The sequence below is a fragment of the Tabrizicola oligotrophica genome (genome assembly GCF_011008935.1).
GTDB classification, from domain to species: Bacteria; Pseudomonadota; Alphaproteobacteria; order Rhodobacterales; family Rhodobacteraceae; genus Tabrizicola_A; species Tabrizicola_A oligotrophica.
The window spans coordinates 61,725-77,856 of record NZ_JAAIVJ010000007.1 but is presented as its reverse complement, the minus strand read 5'-3'; the positions used below and the strand labels follow the sequence as shown (position 1 = coordinate 77,856).

Genomic DNA, 16,132 nt, shown 5'->3' with positions numbered 1-16,132 from the left:
GAAGAATGAAGCTCTCGATCGAACGTGGCACGCTGTTGAAGGCGCTGGCTCAGGCGCAATCCGTTGTCGAGCGCCGGAACACCATTCCAATCCTCGCCAACGTGCTGATCGAGGCCGAGGGCGCGCAGGTTTCCTTCCGGGCAACCGATCTGGACATCGAAGTCGTGGACCGCGCCGCCGCCATGGTAGAACGCCCCGGCGCCACCACGGTTTCAGCAGTGATGCTGCACGAGATCGTGCGCAAACTGCCGGACGGGGCGCTGGTCAACCTGACGGAAGACGCAACCTCGGGCCGGCTGACGATCACGGCCGGACGCTCGACCTTCTCGCTTGCCACCCTGCCGCGCGAAGATTTCCCGGTGATGGCTTCCAGCGAATATTCTTCGAACTTCTCGGCCAAGGCCCCGGAGTTGCGCCGCCTGTTCGACAAGGCGAAATTCGCCATCTCGACCGAGGAGACACGCTATTACCTGAACGGCGTCTACATGCACACCTCGACCGGCGAAAGTGGCCCGGTGCTGCGCTGCGTGGCGACCGACGGGCACCGGCTGGCGCGGATCGACGCCACCCTGCCCGAGGGCGCGGCCGGCATGCCGGGCGTGATCGTGCCACGCAAGACGGTGAACGAGTTGCGGAAGCTCCTGGACGACGACGAGGCGACGATTGCGGTCTCCGTCAGCGAAACCAAGGTGCGTTTCGCGACGCCCGCAATCACCCTGACTTCAAAGGTCATTGACGGCACCTTCCCGGATTACACCCGCGTCATTCCGCAGAACAACACCCGGCGGCTGGAAGTGGACGCGACCGAATTCGCCAAGGCTGTCGACCGGGTGGCGACCGTGTCGTCCGAACGCTCGCGGGCCGTGAAGCTGTCGCTCGACGAGGACCGGCTGGTCCTGTCGGTGAACGCGCCGGATTCCGGTGCGGCCGAGGAAGAACTGGCCGTGGCCTACGCGGACGAGCGGCTGGAGATCGGTTTCAACGCCAAGTATCTGCTGGAAATTGCCAGCCAGGTCGATCGGGAAAACGCGGTGTTCCTGTTCAACTCCTCGGGCGACCCGACCCTGATGCGCGAAGGCAATGACACCAGCGCCGTCTATGTCGTGATGCCGATGCGCGTGTGACCGCGCGCCGGGGGTTTCACACCCCCGGTCCCCCGTGGGATATTTGAACCAGTATGAAAGGGCTTGGCGTTGAGTGGGCTTGCCATCACATCGCTGAGCCTGTCGCATTTCCGCAGCCACAAGGCGGCGCGACTGGCGTTTGATGGGCGGCCAGTGGCCTTGGTCGGGCCGAACGGGGCGGGCAAGACCAATATTCTGGAGGCTGTATCGCTGTTGTCGCCCGGTCGCGGCCTGCGGCGGGCGGCGGCGGAAGATTTGCCGCGACGGCCGGAGCGGCTGGGCTGGAAGGTGTCGGCGGAAGTGCTGGGGATCGCTGCCGCCCATGACCTTGAAACCGGGGCCGAGGCGGGTGAGGCGCGGTTCGTTCGGATTGACGGCAAGGCGGCAACGCAGGCCGCCCTGGGGCGGGTGCTGCGGGTCCTGTGGCTGGTGCCGGCGATGGACCGCCTGTGGATCGAGGCGGCGGAGGGGCGGCGGCGGTTTCTTGACCGCATCGCGCTGTCGTTCACGCCGGACCATGCCGAAGTGTCCTTGGCCTATGACAAGGCGATGCGCGACCGCAACCGGCTCTTGAAGGATCAGGTCGGCGATGCGCGCTGGTATGCCGCGCTCGAAGGCCAGATGGTCGAGGCCGGCACGGCGATCATTGCCAACCGGCAGGCGGCCCTGATGCGGCTTCGGGTGGCGCAGGAGGGCGCCTCGGCTTTTCCCCGGGCGGACATGGCGCTGGTCGGGCCGGAGGGTGGCGCCGATCTGCCCGCCGAAGATCTGGCCGAGGCCCTGGCTGACGGGCGGCGGCGCGACATGGCTGCGGGGCGAACGCTGCTGGGGCCGCATCGCAGCGACCTGCAGGCGGTCTATGCGACCAAGGGCGTGGAAGCCGGGCAATGTTCCACCGGCGAACAGAAGGCGTTGCTCATCAGCCTGATCCTGGCCAATGCCCGCGCCCTGGCTGCCGATCTGGGACGCGCGCCGGTTCTCTTGCTGGATGAAGTGGCAGCGCATCTGGACATCCAGCGCCGCGCAGCTCTTTATGACGAAATCTGCGCCCTTGGCGCGCAGGCGATCATGACCGGCACCGAGGCGGAGTTGTTCGACGCCCTGGGCGACCGGGGGCAGGTGATGGCGGTGCGCGATGAGGGTGGGCAATCGAAGGTGACGGCATGACTCCGCAGCGCGTGACCCTGATAACCTTGGGCGTGGCCGATCTGGCCGACGCCAAGGCCTTTTATGGCAGGCTTGGCTGGCAGGAGCATGGGGCACAGGCGGGCGTCGCGTTTTACCAGATGCACGGGCAGGTTCTGGCCTTGTTCGGGCGGGCGGATCTGGCCGCCGATCAGGGGCGGACGGGCGCCAGCCTTGGCACTGGCGCGGTGACGCTGGCGCAGAATTTCACCACCGAGGCCGAGGTGGACGCGGCCTTCGCCGCGGCGCTGGCTGCGGGAGGCACAGCCCTGAAAACCCCGGAAAAGGTGTTCTGGGGCGGCTATTCCGGCTATTGGGCCGATCCGGACGGCCATGTCTGGGAAGTGGCGATGAACCCGTTCTGGCCCTTGAATCCCGACGGAAGCCTGACATTGCCCGAGACAGGTGCATGACGATCAGCTGGTATGAGCTGGGCATCTATGCCCTTGGTATGGTTGGGCTTTGGGCGGTTCCCGGCCCGGTCTGGGTGGCCTTGATGGCGCGGGCCTTGTCGGGTGGGTTTGCCGCGGCCTGGCCTTTGGCGGTGGGCGTTGCCCTGGGCGATCTGGTCTGGCCGCTTCTGGCGATCCTCGGGCTATCCTGGGTTGAAAGCACCTATGGCGATTTCCTGTCGGTCCTGCGCTGGGTGGCGGCGGTGATCTTTCTCATCATGGGCTACATGCTGATCCGCAAATCCGGCAAGCTTGGCGATGCCGACAGCCGCCTGACCAGACCCGGCCTTTGGGCGGGGTTTTCGGTGGGCTTGGCGGCGGTGATCGGCAACCCGAAGGCGATCCTGTTCTACATGGGCGCGCTGCCAGGATTCTTCACGCTGGGCAGCCTGACGTCGGTGGACATCGGGCTCATCATCGGGGTGTCGGCATTGATCCCGATGGCCGGAAACCTGGGCCTTGCGGTGTTTCTCGACCGGGCGCGGCGGCTGGTGTCCAGCCCGGCAAGCGTCCATCGGCTGAACGTCATTTCCGGCGTGCTGTTGATTGGGGTGGGGCTGGTCATTCCCTTCCTTTGACCACCAAATCTTGTGTCCAAGGCGTGACATTCCCCCCCTGAACCGCTATAAATCGCGGACAATTCAGGGGATGCAGACCACATGGCCGAAGAGCCCAAGAAGACCGAAAGCTACGGCGCAGATTCCATCAAGGTTCTCAAGGGCTTGGAGGCGGTTCGCAAGCGTCCCGGCATGTATATCGGCGACACCGACGATGGCTCGGGCCTGCACCACATGGTCTATGAGGTCGTCGACAACGGCATTGACGAGGCGCTTGCCGGTCATGCCACCGCCGTCACGGTAAAGATTCACGCCGACAGTTCGGTTTCGGTGCGCGACAACGGACGTGGCATCCCGGTCGACATGCACAAGGAAGAGGGCGTTTCGGCGGCCGAGGTCATCATGACCCAGCTGCACGCAGGCGGCAAATTCAACAACACCGATGAGGGCGGCAATGCCTACAAGGTGTCGGGCGGCCTGCATGGCGTGGGCGTTTCGGTGGTGAACGCGCTGTCGGAATGGCTGGAACTGACGGTCTGGCGCGATGACACGGAATACCGCGCCCGCTTTGAATATGGCGAATGCACCGTGCATGTGCATGAGGTGGGGCCGGCACCGGGTTTGCGTGGGACCGAGGTGCGGTTTCTGGCCAGCGCCAAGACCAATACGCCTGAAGGCACGTTTTCGAACCTCGATTACAGCTTCAAGACGTTGGAGCACCGGCTGCGCGAACTGGCGTTCCTGAACTCGGGCGTGCGGATCATCATCGAGGACGAACGCCCCGCCGAGCCGCTGCATACGGAGCTGTTCTATGAGGGCGGAGTCCGGGAATTTGTGAAATACATAGATCGGTCAAAGACGTCGGTGATGTCTGAGCCGATCTACATGATCGGTGAGCGGGCCGGGATTACCGTTGAAGTCGCGATGTGGTGGAACGACAGCTACAATGAAATGGTGCTGCCCTTCACCAACAACATCCCGCAGCGCGACGGCGGCACGCATCTTGCGGGCTTCCGCGGCGCCCTGACCCGGACCATCAACGCCTATGCCCAGACCTCGGGCATCGCGAAGAAGGAAAAGGTGGATTTCACCGGCGATGACGCGCGCGAGGGGCTGACTTGCGTGTTGTCGGTCAAGGTGCCGGATCCGAAATTCTCGTCCCAGACCAAGGACAAGCTGGTGTCCTCGGAAGTGCGGCCCTCGGTCGAAAATCTGGTGAACGAAAAGCTGAGCGAGTGGTTCGAGGAGAACCCTGGCCCTGCGAAGATCATCGTCGGCAAGATCATCGAAGCGGCCTTGGCCCGTGAAGCGGCCCGCAAGGCCCGCGAACTGACCCGCCGCAAGACCGCGCTCGACGTGGCCTCGCTGCCGGGTAAACTGGCGGATTGCCAGGAACGCGATCCTGCGAAGTCGGAACTGTTTCTGGTCGAGGGGGACTCGGCCGGCGGTTCGGCCAAGCAGGGCCGGTCGCGCTCCAATCAGGCGGTGCTGCCGCTGCGCGGCAAGATCCTGAACGTCGAACGCGCCCGGTTTGACCGGATGCTGGGCAGTCAGGAGATCGGCACGCTCATCACCGCACTTGGCACCGGCATTGGCCGGGATGAATTCGACATCGGCAAGCTGCGTTACCACAAGGTCGTCATCATGACCGACGCCGACGTCGACGGCGCGCATATCCGCACGCTTCTGCTGACCTTCTTCTTCCGGCAGATGCCGCAATTGATCGAGGGCGGTTATCTCTACATCGCCCAGCCGCCGCTTTACAAAGTGGCGCGCGGCAAGTCCGAGGTCTATCTGAAGGATCAGGCGGCGCTGGATGACTACCTGATCGAGATGGGCATCGAGGGTGCGGTGTTGCGGCTGCAATCGGGCGAGGAGATCGCCGGGGCCGATCTGGCCCGGGTGGTCGAAGGCGCCCGCGCGTTCCGGCGCGCGCTCGACAGCTTCCCCACCCATTACCCCCGCGCGATTCTGGAGCAGGCGGCCTTGGCCGGGGCCTTTGATGCAGGCCGGGCCGATGCCGATCTGCAGGCCGTGGCCGATGCGGTGGCCGCACGGCTGAACATGGTGGCGGTCGAGTATGAAAAGGGCTGGACCGGCCGGATCACGCAGGACCATGGCATCCGCCTCAGCCGTGTGCTGCGCGGCGTCGAGGAGTTGCGCACGCTTGACGGCGCCGTCCTGCGCTCGGGCGAGGCGCGGCGGCTGGCCTCTTTGGCGGGGCAGCACCGGGAGGTGTACCGCCACCCGGCGCGACTGGTGCGCAAGGACCGCGAGCAGATGGTTCACGGCCCGATCGACCTGCTGAAGTCGATCTTGGCCGAGGGCGAAAAGGGCCTGACCCTGCAACGCTACAAGGGGCTTGGCGAGATGAACCCCGAGCAGCTTTGGGAAACCACGCTGGACCCCGAGGCGCGGACGCTGCTGCAGGTCAAGGTCGAGGATCTGGCCGATGCCGACGACATCTTCTCGAAGCTGATGGGCGACGTCGTGGAGCCGCGGCGCGAGTTCATTCAGGCCAATGCGTTGAGCGTCGAGCATCTGGACGCCTGATGGAGGTTAGAGCCTTGAAAAAGTTCTCAGACTACGTATTCGGCGATTACTCTGGAATGAGGGAGTACAGGCGTGATCCCGATTTCTTCGTAAAGAGCTTTGTCCAACCTGATGGCTTCTCTTTGGATAATCTTTCCAATAAATCGAACTTTATCATTGTAGGCAGAAAAGGGACAGGAAAGTCTTCGTGCTGCCTCAAAATCGCCCATGAACGTAAATTTGAAGGTGTAACATCTACTTTTTATAGTTTCTCTGAGGACTTCGGACGGCCCGACATCCGTGACGCAGTAGTAACGCAGGCTCTAAATCTCGAAGATCTCAGTTCAGGAAAACTATTTGACTCGGTAAAGGATTTCTATGATTTTAAGGAACTCTGGATCAGAAGGGTCCTACATTCCATATCTTCTGATTTACATCAGAGAGGTATTAATTCGAACTTTGTAAGATTCTGCCAGAGTGTCGAACTTTCTGAGCGGAGTATTGCGCAAGGCATTGGGCGCGGATTGACTCTTCCTCCACCACCTGATTTCGGGATACCGTGGTTGCGAGACGTTTTGTCGAATTATAAAGACAAAAAAATCATGCCCCTGAAAGACTTCAACAATTCATGTCTACGTCTGTTTGCAGAATCACATCAAAACTATCGGCATGTATTCTTCTTCGATGAGCTTAATATAAGCCAGGTTGACACCAAGTCCGATCAATACGATGTTTTGTTGGCGCTTGTTAGAGACATTGTGCGCGCTTCGGCCATATTGAACGATTTCTTTGTCGAGAAGAAAATTGACGTAAGTGTGATTTGCTGCCTTCGCCCTGAGGTTCGCAACAGACTCATTGAGCGTGACCCGGAGTTGAGCAAGACAATAGATTCTAACTCTGTGGACTTGAGTTGGCCTTATCGGAATGACTTTGAGAATCCACTCATTGGACTTTTGAAAGGCAAAATTAAGGCCGCAGGTGCAACCGAAGAGGAAGTCGAATCAATTGTACCGACAAGAGTGAAAGATATGGATGGACCGGGTGACATTGCTTTCCCAATGTTTTTCCTGAACCTAACATGGTATCGACCTCGAGATGTAATAAGAGTCTTGAAAGCCTATCAGGCTACAAACGGTTCGAGTACTTCGCTTTTCGCTGACGGTTATGACATGGATAAGTTCTTGCGCGAGTACTCACGAGTGAGCAAAACGGATTGCTTTGCAGAGCTTGAAGTCAAATACACTCCAGCTCTATTGAATCTCGCAATTTCAAAGATACGGTGGGCCAGATACGATAAAGGAGCTGGCGCGCTGATTGACGACCTTTCCGTATTGCAGAATAGGTTGGATATTGACGAGTTCATAAAAGATCTTTTCGAAGCGGGGGTCATTGCCAATCATCAGAAAGACGGAAAGCAGTATCAGATATACTCAGCTGCGCGAGGCGATAGTTACCTCAATCCAAATATTAGAATACTGGTTCACAGAGGACTGTGGAGAGCACTGCAGCTAGCGTGATCACTGGCAACTCAGATCGGCAGGAACCACAACGCCAGGAACGGCTTGTCGCCAGCCCGCATCGCGTGAAGGATTCCGGGCGGGTTGTAGATGAAGCCCGCAAGCCCCGGATCGGTCCAGTCCATCCCGGCATTCCACCATTCGCCTGCCGACAGCGGCAGGTAGACCTCGGCCGGGGGGTGGTTGTGGTCGGGGTAAAGCGTGCCGGGCGCCATGACCGTCGCGCCGACCCAGATGTCACTGCGGTCTTCAATCCCGCCGGGACCAAGGATCATGGCATTGGCATGGCCGTCCCAATAGGCCTTGTTCGCCGGATCGGCAGACCGTCTTCGGCTCCACGACAGTCGATGCTGCAACGCGCCAAAACTCGCGGCAAGGGGTGAGGTCTGCGCCGCAAGCGCCGGCGCGATCCAGTCGCAAACCGGCAGGCGATCCCCCCCTTGCCCCGCGCCCCCCGGCACCGCCCAGCGGCGGATGACCTCGGCGGCAACCTCGGCCCCCGGCCCTGTCACCCGGCCCAAGGCCGCCTCGGCAGCAGTCAGGAAGGTCTGCATTTCGGCACTACGGGTCATCTCGGGCCTCGGGGTCAGGGCTGGCGACCCCGGCAGGACTTGAACCTGCAACCTTCCCCTTAGGAGGGGGACGCTCTATCCGTTGAGCTACGGGGCCCGCAGGCTGTTTTTGCGCGGAAATGCGCCGGAAGGCAACCGGGCGCGCGGAAAATGATTGGGGGGCGGCCTTGGCCCTCCGCCCCCCATGGTCCGCCGTATCCGTTTGAGAGCTTGCAGGACACGAGGGAGTTTGAATCTTTCGACTGTTAGCGCTAACTTATCTTGTTTTCCGCCCTTGGAGAAGGGCTCATTTAACGCTAACAAGAAGAAAGATGACTTTCGGGGCTGCCAAATTGTCCAACACCTCCGCCCAAGACCCGCGCCGCACCCTGACCCTTCGCGATGTGTCCGAGGCCTCGGGTGTCAGTGAAATGACGGTCAGCCGCGTGCTGCGAAATCGGGGCGATGTGTCGGAGGCCACCCGCGAGCGGGTCTTGCAGGCGGCGCGTACGCTTGGCTATGTGCCGAACAAGATCGCCGGCGCCTTGGCCAGCCAGCGGGTGAACCTTGTGGGTGTGGTGATCCCGTCGCTGTCGAACATGGTGTTTCCCGAAGTGATGACCGGGATTTCCGAGGTTCTGGAAGATACCGGGCTGCAACCCGTTGTCGGTGTCACCAATTACTCGCCCGACCGCGAAGAGGCGGTGATCTACGAAATGCTCTCCTGGCGGCCGACCGGGCTGATCGTGGCCGGATTGGAACATTCCGAGGCCGCGCAGGCCATGCTGGCGCAGGCGGGGGTACCGATCGTCGAGATCATGGATATCGACGGCACTCCGGTAGACAGCGCGGTAGGCATTTCGCACCGCCGCGCCGGGCGCCAGATGGCCGAAGCGATCATCGCCGCCGGCTATCGGCGGATCGCCTTTCTGGGCACGCAGATGCCGAACGATCACCGAGCCCGCAAGCGGCTTGAGGGCTTTGAGGAAGCGCTGGCCAAGGCCGGGCTGGCGTTGGCCGACCGCGAGTTCTATTCGGGTGGCTCGGCGCTGCTGAAGGGCCGCGAGATGACCGAGGCGGTTCTGGCGCGCAACCCTGATGTCGATTTTCTCTATTATTCCAATGACATGATCGGCGCAGGCGGGCTATTGTACTGTCTGGAAAAGGGGCTGGATGTGCCCGGCAAGATCGGCCTGGCCGGGTTCAACGGCGTCGAGTTGCTGGACGGCCTGCCGCGCCGGCTGGCGACGATGGACGCCTGCCGGTTGGAAATCGGCCGTCGCGCCGCCGAAATCATCGCCGGCAAGCCGCATCTGGGTGTCGTTGGTGGCGAGGTGATCGAGCTTTTCCCGACGCTGCAACCGGGTGACACGATCCGCCATTGACCTAGAGCGCGGCCAGCGCCAGTGCTTCGGCCAAGATCTTCCGGTCGCCGATATGGTTTGCCAGGATCAAAACCAAACGGGCGTTCATATCGCTGGCGCTCGCTTCATCCAGATCACGCTGGGTGTCGGTCAAGTCCTGATAGAATCCATCCGGGTCCGGGATATTTGGTTTCAGAATCAATGTCATGGCATCAGCCTTTCGCAAGGGCGCGGGCAAGTGCGGCCTGCACCTCGACCGGGTTGAAGGACCGCCAGCGCGCGGCGACGTGCTGGTCGGGGCGGATCAGATAGACCGTGCCGGGCTGGGCGTCATAGCGCTTTACAAGCAACCGTTCGGTATCTTCCAGATCTTCTCCCACCCGCAGGACCTTGGCAGTGGTCCCTCCCACCGAAACCGCCTCTGCCTGCGTGCCGAAATCGAGCAGGGTAAAGCTCTTTCCGATCTGGCGCAGGAACCAGCCGGGCTGGCCCGCCACCATCACCGGCGCATCGCTGCACACCGTGCCGGGGGTCATCTTGCTGTGCCAGATGCCGGCGTCGGGTGTGTTGAGCGTGGACTGCACATAGGGCGTCGGCGTCGACAGACGGCCCGAGTTCACCAGCGGTCGGGCAAAGCTGGCCCTTTCGGCCAGATCCAGAACCGCGTTGCGGAACCGCTTCGACGCCGCGTTCTTCGGCGTGATGAAATCGGTCGAGCGGGTGGAATTGAGGATGTTGTCGTCGGCAGCGAAGGCGCGCTCATCGTGATAGCTGTCGATCAGCGCCTTGTCCGCGTCGCCGGCCAGCACCGCTGCCAGTTTCCACGACAGATTGTCGATGTCCTGCACTCCGGTATTCGCCCCCCGCGCGCCAAAGGGAGAGACCTGATGCGCCGCGTCGCCGGCAAAGATCACCCGGCCGTGGCGGAACTGGTCGATGCGGCGGCAGGCGAATTGGTAAACGCTGGCCCATTCCAGCTCGAACTCCACGCCCGGCAGCATGGCCTTGACGCGCGGGATGATGTTTTCCTCGCGCTTTTCCACCTCGGGATCGGCATCCCAGCCCAGCTGGAAATCCAGCCGCCAGACATTGTCGGATTGCTTGTGCAGAAGGGCTGACTGGTTGCGGTGGAAGGGCGGGTCGAACCAGAACCAGCGTTCGGTCGGGAAATCGGCCTTCATCACGATATCGGCGATCAGGAATCGGTCCTGAAAGAACTGGCCGGTGAACTCGGCTCCCACCATGCGGCGGGTGTCGGAATTGGCGCCGTCACAGGCGATCACCCAATCGGCCTCGGTCACGAACACCCCGTCGGGAGTTTCCACCGTCAGCATCGCGTGATCGGCCTCTTGCCGCAGCGACAGAAGCTTGTGCTTCCAGCGGATGTCGATCAGCGGGTTTTTCGCCGCCGCCTCGACCATGTAGTCTTCAAGGTAATATTGCTGAAGATTGATGAAGGCCGGGCACTTGTGGCCGCCCTCGGGCAGAAGGTCGAACTGGTAAACCTGCCGGTCGCCGAAGAACACCTTGCCCAGCTTCCATTCGACGCCCTTGGCGATCATCCGGTCGGCGACGCCGAGCCGGTCCCAGATTTCCAGCGGCCGCTTGGCGTAACAGACGGCGCGGCTGCCGACCGACACGGTGTTGTTGTCGTCCACCACCACCACGGGCACGCCCCGCGCGGCAAGGTCCAGCGCGGCGGTCAGGCCGACCGGCCCGGCGCCGATGACCACGACCTTGTGGCGGGCGGGCTGGCCAGTGGCCTGTTCGGCCGATTGCACATAGGGATAGACTGGCGCGTCATAGGTGCTGAACATCGCCGGCCCTCAGTGCTTCTGCAGCTCTTTGGCGTGCAGCCAGGCGGCGTGCTGAGGCGCCTTCTTGGTGCGGCTCCATTCGTCCAGCATGTCCCATTTCACCGAATCGAGCCTGGCCAGCAGCGCCTCCTCGTCCGGGTCCGGGCAGGCCAGTTCCACCCGGTGGCCGTTCGGATCGAAGAAATAGATCGAGTGGAAGATCGAATGGTCGGTGACGCCCAGCACCTCGACGCCGTTCTTTTCCAAATGCGCCTTGAACTCCAGAAGCGTAGCGCGGTCCTTCACCTTGAAGGCGATGTGCTGCACCCATTTCGGCGTGTTCGGGTCGCGCCCCATCTCGGGCTTGGTCGGCAGCTCGAAGAAGGCCAGCACGTTGCCGTTCCCGGCATCGAGGAAGAGGTGCATGTAGGGGTCGGGTTCGTGGGTGGAGGGCACATGATCTTCGGCGATGGCCAGCACGAAATCCATGTTCAGCATCTTGGTATAGAACTCGACCGTCTCCTTCGCGTCCTTGCAGCGATAGGCGACGTGGTGGATTTTCTCGATCTTCATGGCATCCTCCAAATTCGTTGCATATGCAACGATGTGTCGCGACGGTGCCACGAGACACTTAACAAATCAAGTCATTTCATTTGCAACGATCTGGGTGAAGGAAGACCACCCGAAGGTGGCCTTCTTGCTCAGGCTTTGCCCGGCTTGTCACCCCGGATGTAAATCGCTGGAATCACAAGCACCGTCAGCAGGGTCGACGAGGCCAGGCCGAACAGCAGGCTGATCGCCAGACCCTGGAAGATCGGGTCGGTCAGGATGGTGATCGCCCCGATGATCGCCGCCAGCGCCGTCAGCAGGATCGGCTTGAAGCGAATCGCCCCGGCCTCCAGCAGCACTTCGATCAGCGGCACGCCGGGTTTGCGGGCATGCAGGATGAAATCGACCAGCAGGATCGAGTTGCGCACGATGATCCCCGCCAGCGCGATGAAGCCGATCATCGAGGTGGCCGAAAATGGTGCGCCGAACATCCAGTGCCCGAGCATGATGCCGATGAAGGTCAGCGGCACCGGCGTGAGGATCACCAGCGGCAGCTTGAAGCTGCCGAACTGCGCCACCACAAGGATATAGATACCCAGCAAAGCCACGCCAAAGGCCGCCCCCATGTCGCGGAACGTGACCCAGGTCACTTCCCATTCCCCATCCCACAGGACGGTCGGCGCCGACTGATCCTCGGGCACGCCATGCATGCTGATTTCGGGTTTGGGCAGGGTGCCCCAATCCATTTCCTCGATGGCGCGGTCGACGGCAATGATGCCGTAAAGCGGCGCTTCGTAATCGCCCGCGAGCTCCGCCGTCACCATTTCGGCCGCCCGGCCGTTGTGGCGAAAGATCGGATGCGACTGCATCTCGGTCCGGATCTCCACTACATCGCCCAGCTCCACCACCGACCGATCCCCCGGCAGCAGGTTCGCCGGAATCGGCGTCGACAGCGCGCGTTCGTCCAGCACCATGTCGGCCTTGTCGGGGGCCAGCCGGATCGGCAGCGGCTGGCGGCCTTCGGAGCGGTGCGAATAGCCCACCGTCGTACCACCATAAAGCATGCCGATGGTCTGGAACACATCGCCCTGCTCGACCTTGTGGAAGTCAAGATTGGCGTCGTTCAGCACCAGCCTCTGACGCGCGGCCGGCACGCCGAAACTGTCATCCACATCGACGATATAGGGGATGGAGGCGAAGATCTCGCGCAGCTTCCCCGCCACCGCGCGGCGGGTTTCGGCGTCCGGCCCGTAGACCTCGGCCAGCAGGGTCGCCATGACCGGCGGGCCGGGCGGCGGTTCCACCACCTTGACGACAGCCCCCTCGGGCAGGTCCAGCGCCAGCACCCGCGCCCGCAGGTCCAGCGCGATCTTGTGGCTTTCGCGGTTCCGCTCGCCCTTGGGCGACAGATTCACCTGCAGGTCACCATAGCGCGGCTCGTTCCGCAGATAATAGTGCCGCACCAACCCGTTGAAGTTGAAGGGCGCCCCGGTGCCGGCATGGGATTGCACCGAGATGATCTCCTCCACCGGCTCCAGCGCCGTGGCGATCTGGGTCAGCACCCGGTCGGTTTCCTCGACTGAAGAACCGCGCGGCATGTCCAGCACCACGGCAAGTTCGGATTTGTTGTCAAAGGGCAGAAGCTTGACCGTCACCGACTTAGTGTAGAACAGCCCCATCGACAGCACCGTCGTCGCCGTCACCGCCAGAAGAAAGCGGTTGGCGTTGCGGCGAGAAGACAGGATCGGGCGGGCGACCCGGCGATAGGCCCGGCCCAGCGCGCCGCCATCCGAGGCCTCATGCTCGGCCAGATCGTCGCCCGCGCCATGGCTCTTGCCAAACTTCATCATCAGCCAGGGCGTGACCATGACGGCAACGAAGAACGAAAACACCATGGCCGCGCTGGCATTGGCCGGGATCGGGCTCATATAGGGCCCCATCATGCCGGAAACGAACAGCATCGGCAGCAGCGCCGCAACCACGGTCAGCGTGGCGACGATAGTGGGGTTGCCGACCTCGGACACAGCGTCGATTGCCGCCTGCGTGCGCGAGCGCCCATCCTTCATCGCCCAGTGCCGAGCGATGTTCTCGATCACCACAATGGCGTCATCGACCAGAATGCCGATGGAAAAGATCAGCGCGAACAGGCTGACGCGGTTCAGCGTATAGCCCATGATCCGCGCGGCAAAGAGGGTGAGAAGGATCGTCACCGGAATGACGATGGCCACCACCAGCGCCTCGCGCCAGCCGATGGCAACCCAGACCAGCGCCACGATGGACAGCGTGGCAAGCGCGAGATGGAACAGAAGCTCGTTGGCCTTTTCATTGGCGCTTTCGCCATAATCGCGGGTGAATTCGACGTTCAGGCCCTCGGGAATGATACGGCCTTCCAGCCCCGCGATGGCGTGACGGATTTCCTCGGCAATTGTCACCGCGTTGGCGCCGGGGCGCTTGGCCACGGCCAGCGAAACGGCGGGGAGCCGACCTTGGAACGCCTCGCCCTCGCGCGCCATGGTGAAAACCCGGTTCTCGCGCGGGTCTGTCTTGAGGCTGACGGTCGCCACATCGCGGACGTAGACCGGGCGGCCGTCGCGGGTGGTGACCAGCAGATTGGCAATCTGGTCAAGGCTTTGCAGGGTTTCCCCGGCGGCCAGATCAATCTGCTTGCCGTCTTGGCGGATGGTGCCAAGGGCAAAGGCCTTGTTCGCGCCCTCGACTTTGCCGGCCAGCGCCTGCAGCGTCAGGCCCGCCTGCGCCAGTCGCTCCGGGTCGGGCGAGATGCGGATTTCTTCGGGCTGCTCGCCGACCAGATAGGTCAGGCCGATATCGGGCAGCGCCGCGACCTCGACCTGCACCTCGCGCGCCACGCGCGTCAATTCGGCAGAGGACCAGCGGTCGGCCACCTCGGGCTTGGGCGACAGCGTGACGACCATGATCGCCACGTCGTCAATGCCGCGCCCGACGATCAGGGGTTCGGGAATGCCATCGGGAATGCGGTCCATGTTGGCCCGCACCTTCTCATGCACGCGCAGAATGGCCGCATCGCCCGAGGTGCCGACGACGAACCGTGCCGTAACCATCGCGCCATCGTCGCGGGTCTGGGAATAGACATGCTCGACGCCGGGGATCGACTTCACGATGGTTTCCAGCGGTTCCGTCACCAGCTTGACGGCATCCTCGGCCCGCAGCCCATCGGCGCGCAGGTGGATGTCCACCATCGGCACCGAGATTTGCGGTTCTTCCTCGCGCGGCAGGGTGACAAGGGCGACAAGGCCAAGCACCAGCGCCGCCAGCAGGAACAGCGGCGTCAACGGGCTGGTTATGAAGGCGCGCGTCAGCGTCCCGGCAATGCCGCTTGCCTTCAGCGCGTCAGCAGTCTCGGGGGCCTTCTTTTCCGGGGCACTCATGGGACGATCACCGCATCCCCGGCGCGCAGACCGGTGAGAATTTCGCGTAGCGCGCCATCAGGCCCAGCCACCTCGGCCCCCGGAATCACCGCAACCTCGGCTTCGCCCCCGGCTGTCCGGATCGTCACCAGATCAAGCCCGGCCCGCTGTTCGATGGCCGCCGCCGGCACAGCCAGCACCTGCCGGGCCGCGACCGGAACCCGCACCAGAACCCGCTGGCCGATGAAGCTGTCCGACAGACCTTCTACCGCCACATCGACGATGACCCGGCCCTGTTCGATCTGCGGGTAGATCTTTTCGATGGCTCCCGCGCCGCCGTCGACGTCCACCGCGGCCCCGACCGCAAGGTCCGAGGCGTGCCGTTCCGGGATCGCCAGCCGCAGGAACACGCCGCCGCCGGTGATGGTTGCCACCGCCTCACCCGGCATGACCACCGCGCCCAACCGGACCGGGACCGACAACACCCTCCCCTCCGCCGGTGCCAGTACGTTGCCATCCTCGATCAACGTCACCGTCACCTGCCGCGCCGCCTCCGCCTCGGCCACGGCATTGCGGGCAACTTCGACTGTCGTGCGCACCTGATCGACGCGCTGCACCGTTGTCGCACCCTTGGCCAGCAGCTCCTCATTGCGCGCCAACTCCGTCTCGGCGTTCTGCAACTGCGATTGCGCCGAAGCGATCCGCGCCTCGGCCGCGGCAAGCTGCGACATGAGCTTGGGGTCCGTGATGCGGGCGATCACCTGCCCGGCCTTGGCCTCGGACCCTTCAGTCACGTCCAGAGCGGTCAGCGTGCCGCCGATCCGACTGCGTGCGGGCACCACGAAACGGCTCTCGACACGCCCGAAAAGCGCTTTGGTTTCCATGACTTCTATGGGTTGCACCACAAGTTCGCCCGCCGCCAGCGGCGAGCCGGAGAGCGCCGCCACAAGGCCGGCCCAGATCAAAGAACGAAGTGCCAAAGCGCGCCCTTTCTGTTTCGTTTGGATCGGACTAACACATCCGATTTAAACATTCAAACTATTATATGTGTTCTGCACAACCGCTGTGCAAGCCCCCCGACTTCCCCCCGCTCCTCGCCCCGCCTATGTTAAGCCCCGA

13 protein-coding genes and 1 tRNA gene are annotated in these 16,132 nt (G+C 62.7%); 7 read left to right on the top strand and 7 right to left on the bottom strand.

All coding sequences use genetic code 11. The features are described 5' to 3' along the window. Positions 1-5: 5 nt before the first annotated feature. The 6 genes from dnaN (at position 6) to G4Z14_RS12525 (ending at position 7,367) form a co-directional block, all read left to right on the top strand. On the top strand, positions 6-1,124 hold the full coding sequence (dnaN, locus tag G4Z14_RS12550) for a DNA polymerase III subunit beta (RefSeq protein ID WP_164626245.1): 1,119 nt from the start codon (positions 6-8) through the stop codon (positions 1,122-1,124). Between the two features lie 69 nt (positions 1,125-1,193). After that, positions 1,194-2,291 carry a DNA replication/repair protein RecF gene (recF, locus tag G4Z14_RS12545; RefSeq protein WP_164626243.1) on the top strand — a complete coding sequence of 366 codons (1,098 nt, stop codon included), beginning with the start codon at positions 1,194-1,196 and terminating at the stop codon, positions 2,289-2,291. Next, positions 2,288-2,722 (top strand): VOC family protein, encoded by a 435-nt coding sequence (locus G4Z14_RS12540; protein WP_164626241.1) that lies wholly within the window; start codon positions 2,288-2,290, stop codon positions 2,720-2,722. Before recF ends, G4Z14_RS12540 begins: the two co-directional genes overlap by 4 nt. After that, positions 2,719-3,339 (top strand): LysE family translocator, encoded by a 621-nt coding sequence (locus G4Z14_RS12535; RefSeq protein WP_164626240.1) that lies wholly within the window; start codon positions 2,719-2,721, stop codon positions 3,337-3,339. The genes G4Z14_RS12540 and G4Z14_RS12535 overlap by 4 nt, the downstream gene beginning before the upstream one ends. Positions 3,340-3,420: 81 nt before the next feature. After that, on the top strand, positions 3,421-5,871 hold the full coding sequence (gene gyrB / locus G4Z14_RS12530; protein ID WP_164626238.1) for a DNA topoisomerase (ATP-hydrolyzing) subunit B: 2,451 nt from the start codon (positions 3,421-3,423) through the stop codon (positions 5,869-5,871). 14 nt (positions 5,872-5,885) lie between these two features. Next, on the top strand, positions 5,886-7,367 hold the full coding sequence (locus G4Z14_RS12525; protein WP_164626236.1) for a P-loop ATPase, Sll1717 family: 1,482 nt from the start codon (positions 5,886-5,888) through the stop codon (positions 7,365-7,367). 11 nt (positions 7,368-7,378) lie between these two features. On the opposite strand, the gene G4Z14_RS12520 is transcribed toward G4Z14_RS12525, so the two are convergent. Then, the gene (locus tag G4Z14_RS12520; RefSeq protein WP_164626234.1) at positions 7,379-7,939 is read right to left on the bottom strand and encodes a dimethylsulfonioproprionate lyase family protein; all 561 of its coding nucleotides are present in this window, start codon (positions 7,937-7,939) and stop codon (positions 7,379-7,381) included. Between the two features lie 21 nt (positions 7,940-7,960). Then, a tRNA-Arg gene (locus G4Z14_RS12515) sits at positions 7,961-8,036 on the bottom strand. 214 nt (positions 8,037-8,250) lie between these two features. Here G4Z14_RS12515 and G4Z14_RS12510 point away from each other — a divergent pair. Then, the gene (locus G4Z14_RS12510) at positions 8,251-9,303 is read left to right on the top strand and encodes a LacI family DNA-binding transcriptional regulator (protein ID WP_164626232.1); all 1,053 of its coding nucleotides are present in this window, start codon (positions 8,251-8,253) and stop codon (positions 9,301-9,303) included. A gap of 1 nt (position 9,304) precedes the next feature. Here the strand turns inward: G4Z14_RS12510 and G4Z14_RS12505 are convergent, their stop codons facing one another. From G4Z14_RS12505 to G4Z14_RS12485, 5 genes are all read right to left on the bottom strand, one after another. Further along, on the bottom strand, positions 9,305-9,490 hold the full coding sequence (locus G4Z14_RS12505; RefSeq protein WP_164626230.1) for a DUF2783 domain-containing protein: 186 nt from the start codon (positions 9,488-9,490) through the stop codon (positions 9,305-9,307). A 4-nt stretch (positions 9,491-9,494) separates the two neighbouring features. After that, on the bottom strand, positions 9,495-11,099 hold the full coding sequence (locus G4Z14_RS12500) for an FAD-dependent oxidoreductase (RefSeq protein ID WP_164626228.1): 1,605 nt from the start codon (positions 11,097-11,099) through the stop codon (positions 9,495-9,497). Positions 11,100-11,108: 9 nt separating this feature from the next. Beyond that, complete coding sequence (locus G4Z14_RS12495) at positions 11,109-11,651, bottom strand: VOC family protein (protein ID WP_164626226.1); 543 nt, start codon at positions 11,649-11,651, stop codon at positions 11,109-11,111. Between the two features lie 128 nt (positions 11,652-11,779). Continuing rightward, positions 11,780-15,034, bottom strand: a complete 3,255-nt coding sequence (locus G4Z14_RS12490; RefSeq protein ID WP_164626224.1) for an efflux RND transporter permease subunit — start codon at positions 15,032-15,034, stop codon at positions 11,780-11,782. Continuing rightward, positions 15,031-15,993 carry an efflux RND transporter periplasmic adaptor subunit gene (locus tag G4Z14_RS12485; protein WP_164626222.1) on the bottom strand — a complete coding sequence of 321 codons (963 nt, stop codon included), beginning with the start codon at positions 15,991-15,993 and terminating at the stop codon, positions 15,031-15,033. The genes G4Z14_RS12490 and G4Z14_RS12485 overlap by 4 nt, the downstream gene beginning before the upstream one ends. Between the last annotated feature and the right edge of the window lie 139 nt (positions 15,994-16,132).

Excerpts from the sequence above, each read along its gene's own strand:
- G4Z14_RS12495 (WP_164626226.1), bottom strand. The coding sequence starts at position 11,651 with ATGAAGATCGAGAAAATCCACCACGTCGCCTATCGCTGCAAGGACGCG.
- G4Z14_RS12535 (WP_164626240.1), top strand. The coding sequence starts at position 2,719 with ATGACGATCAGCTGGTATGAGCTGGGCATCTATGCCCTTGGTATGGTT.
- G4Z14_RS12500 (WP_164626228.1), bottom strand. The coding sequence starts at position 11,099 with ATGTTCAGCACCTATGACGCGCCAGTCTATCCCTATGTGCAATCGGCC.
- G4Z14_RS12520 (WP_164626234.1), bottom strand. The coding sequence starts at position 7,939 with ATGACCCGTAGTGCCGAAATGCAGACCTTCCTGACTGCTGCCGAGGCG.
- dnaN (WP_164626245.1), top strand. The coding sequence starts at position 6 with ATGAAGCTCTCGATCGAACGTGGCACGCTGTTGAAGGCGCTGGCTCAG.
- G4Z14_RS12510 (WP_164626232.1), top strand. The coding sequence starts at position 8,251 with ATGACTTTCGGGGCTGCCAAATTGTCCAACACCTCCGCCCAAGACCCG.
- gyrB (WP_164626238.1), top strand. The coding sequence starts at position 3,421 with ATGGCCGAAGAGCCCAAGAAGACCGAAAGCTACGGCGCAGATTCCATC.
- G4Z14_RS12540 (WP_164626241.1), top strand. The coding sequence starts at position 2,288 with ATGACTCCGCAGCGCGTGACCCTGATAACCTTGGGCGTGGCCGATCTG.
- G4Z14_RS12490 (WP_164626224.1), bottom strand. The coding sequence starts at position 15,034 with ATGAGTGCCCCGGAAAAGAAGGCCCCCGAGACTGCTGACGCGCTGAAG.
- G4Z14_RS12505 (WP_164626230.1), bottom strand. The coding sequence starts at position 9,490 with ATGACATTGATTCTGAAACCAAATATCCCGGACCCGGATGGATTCTAT.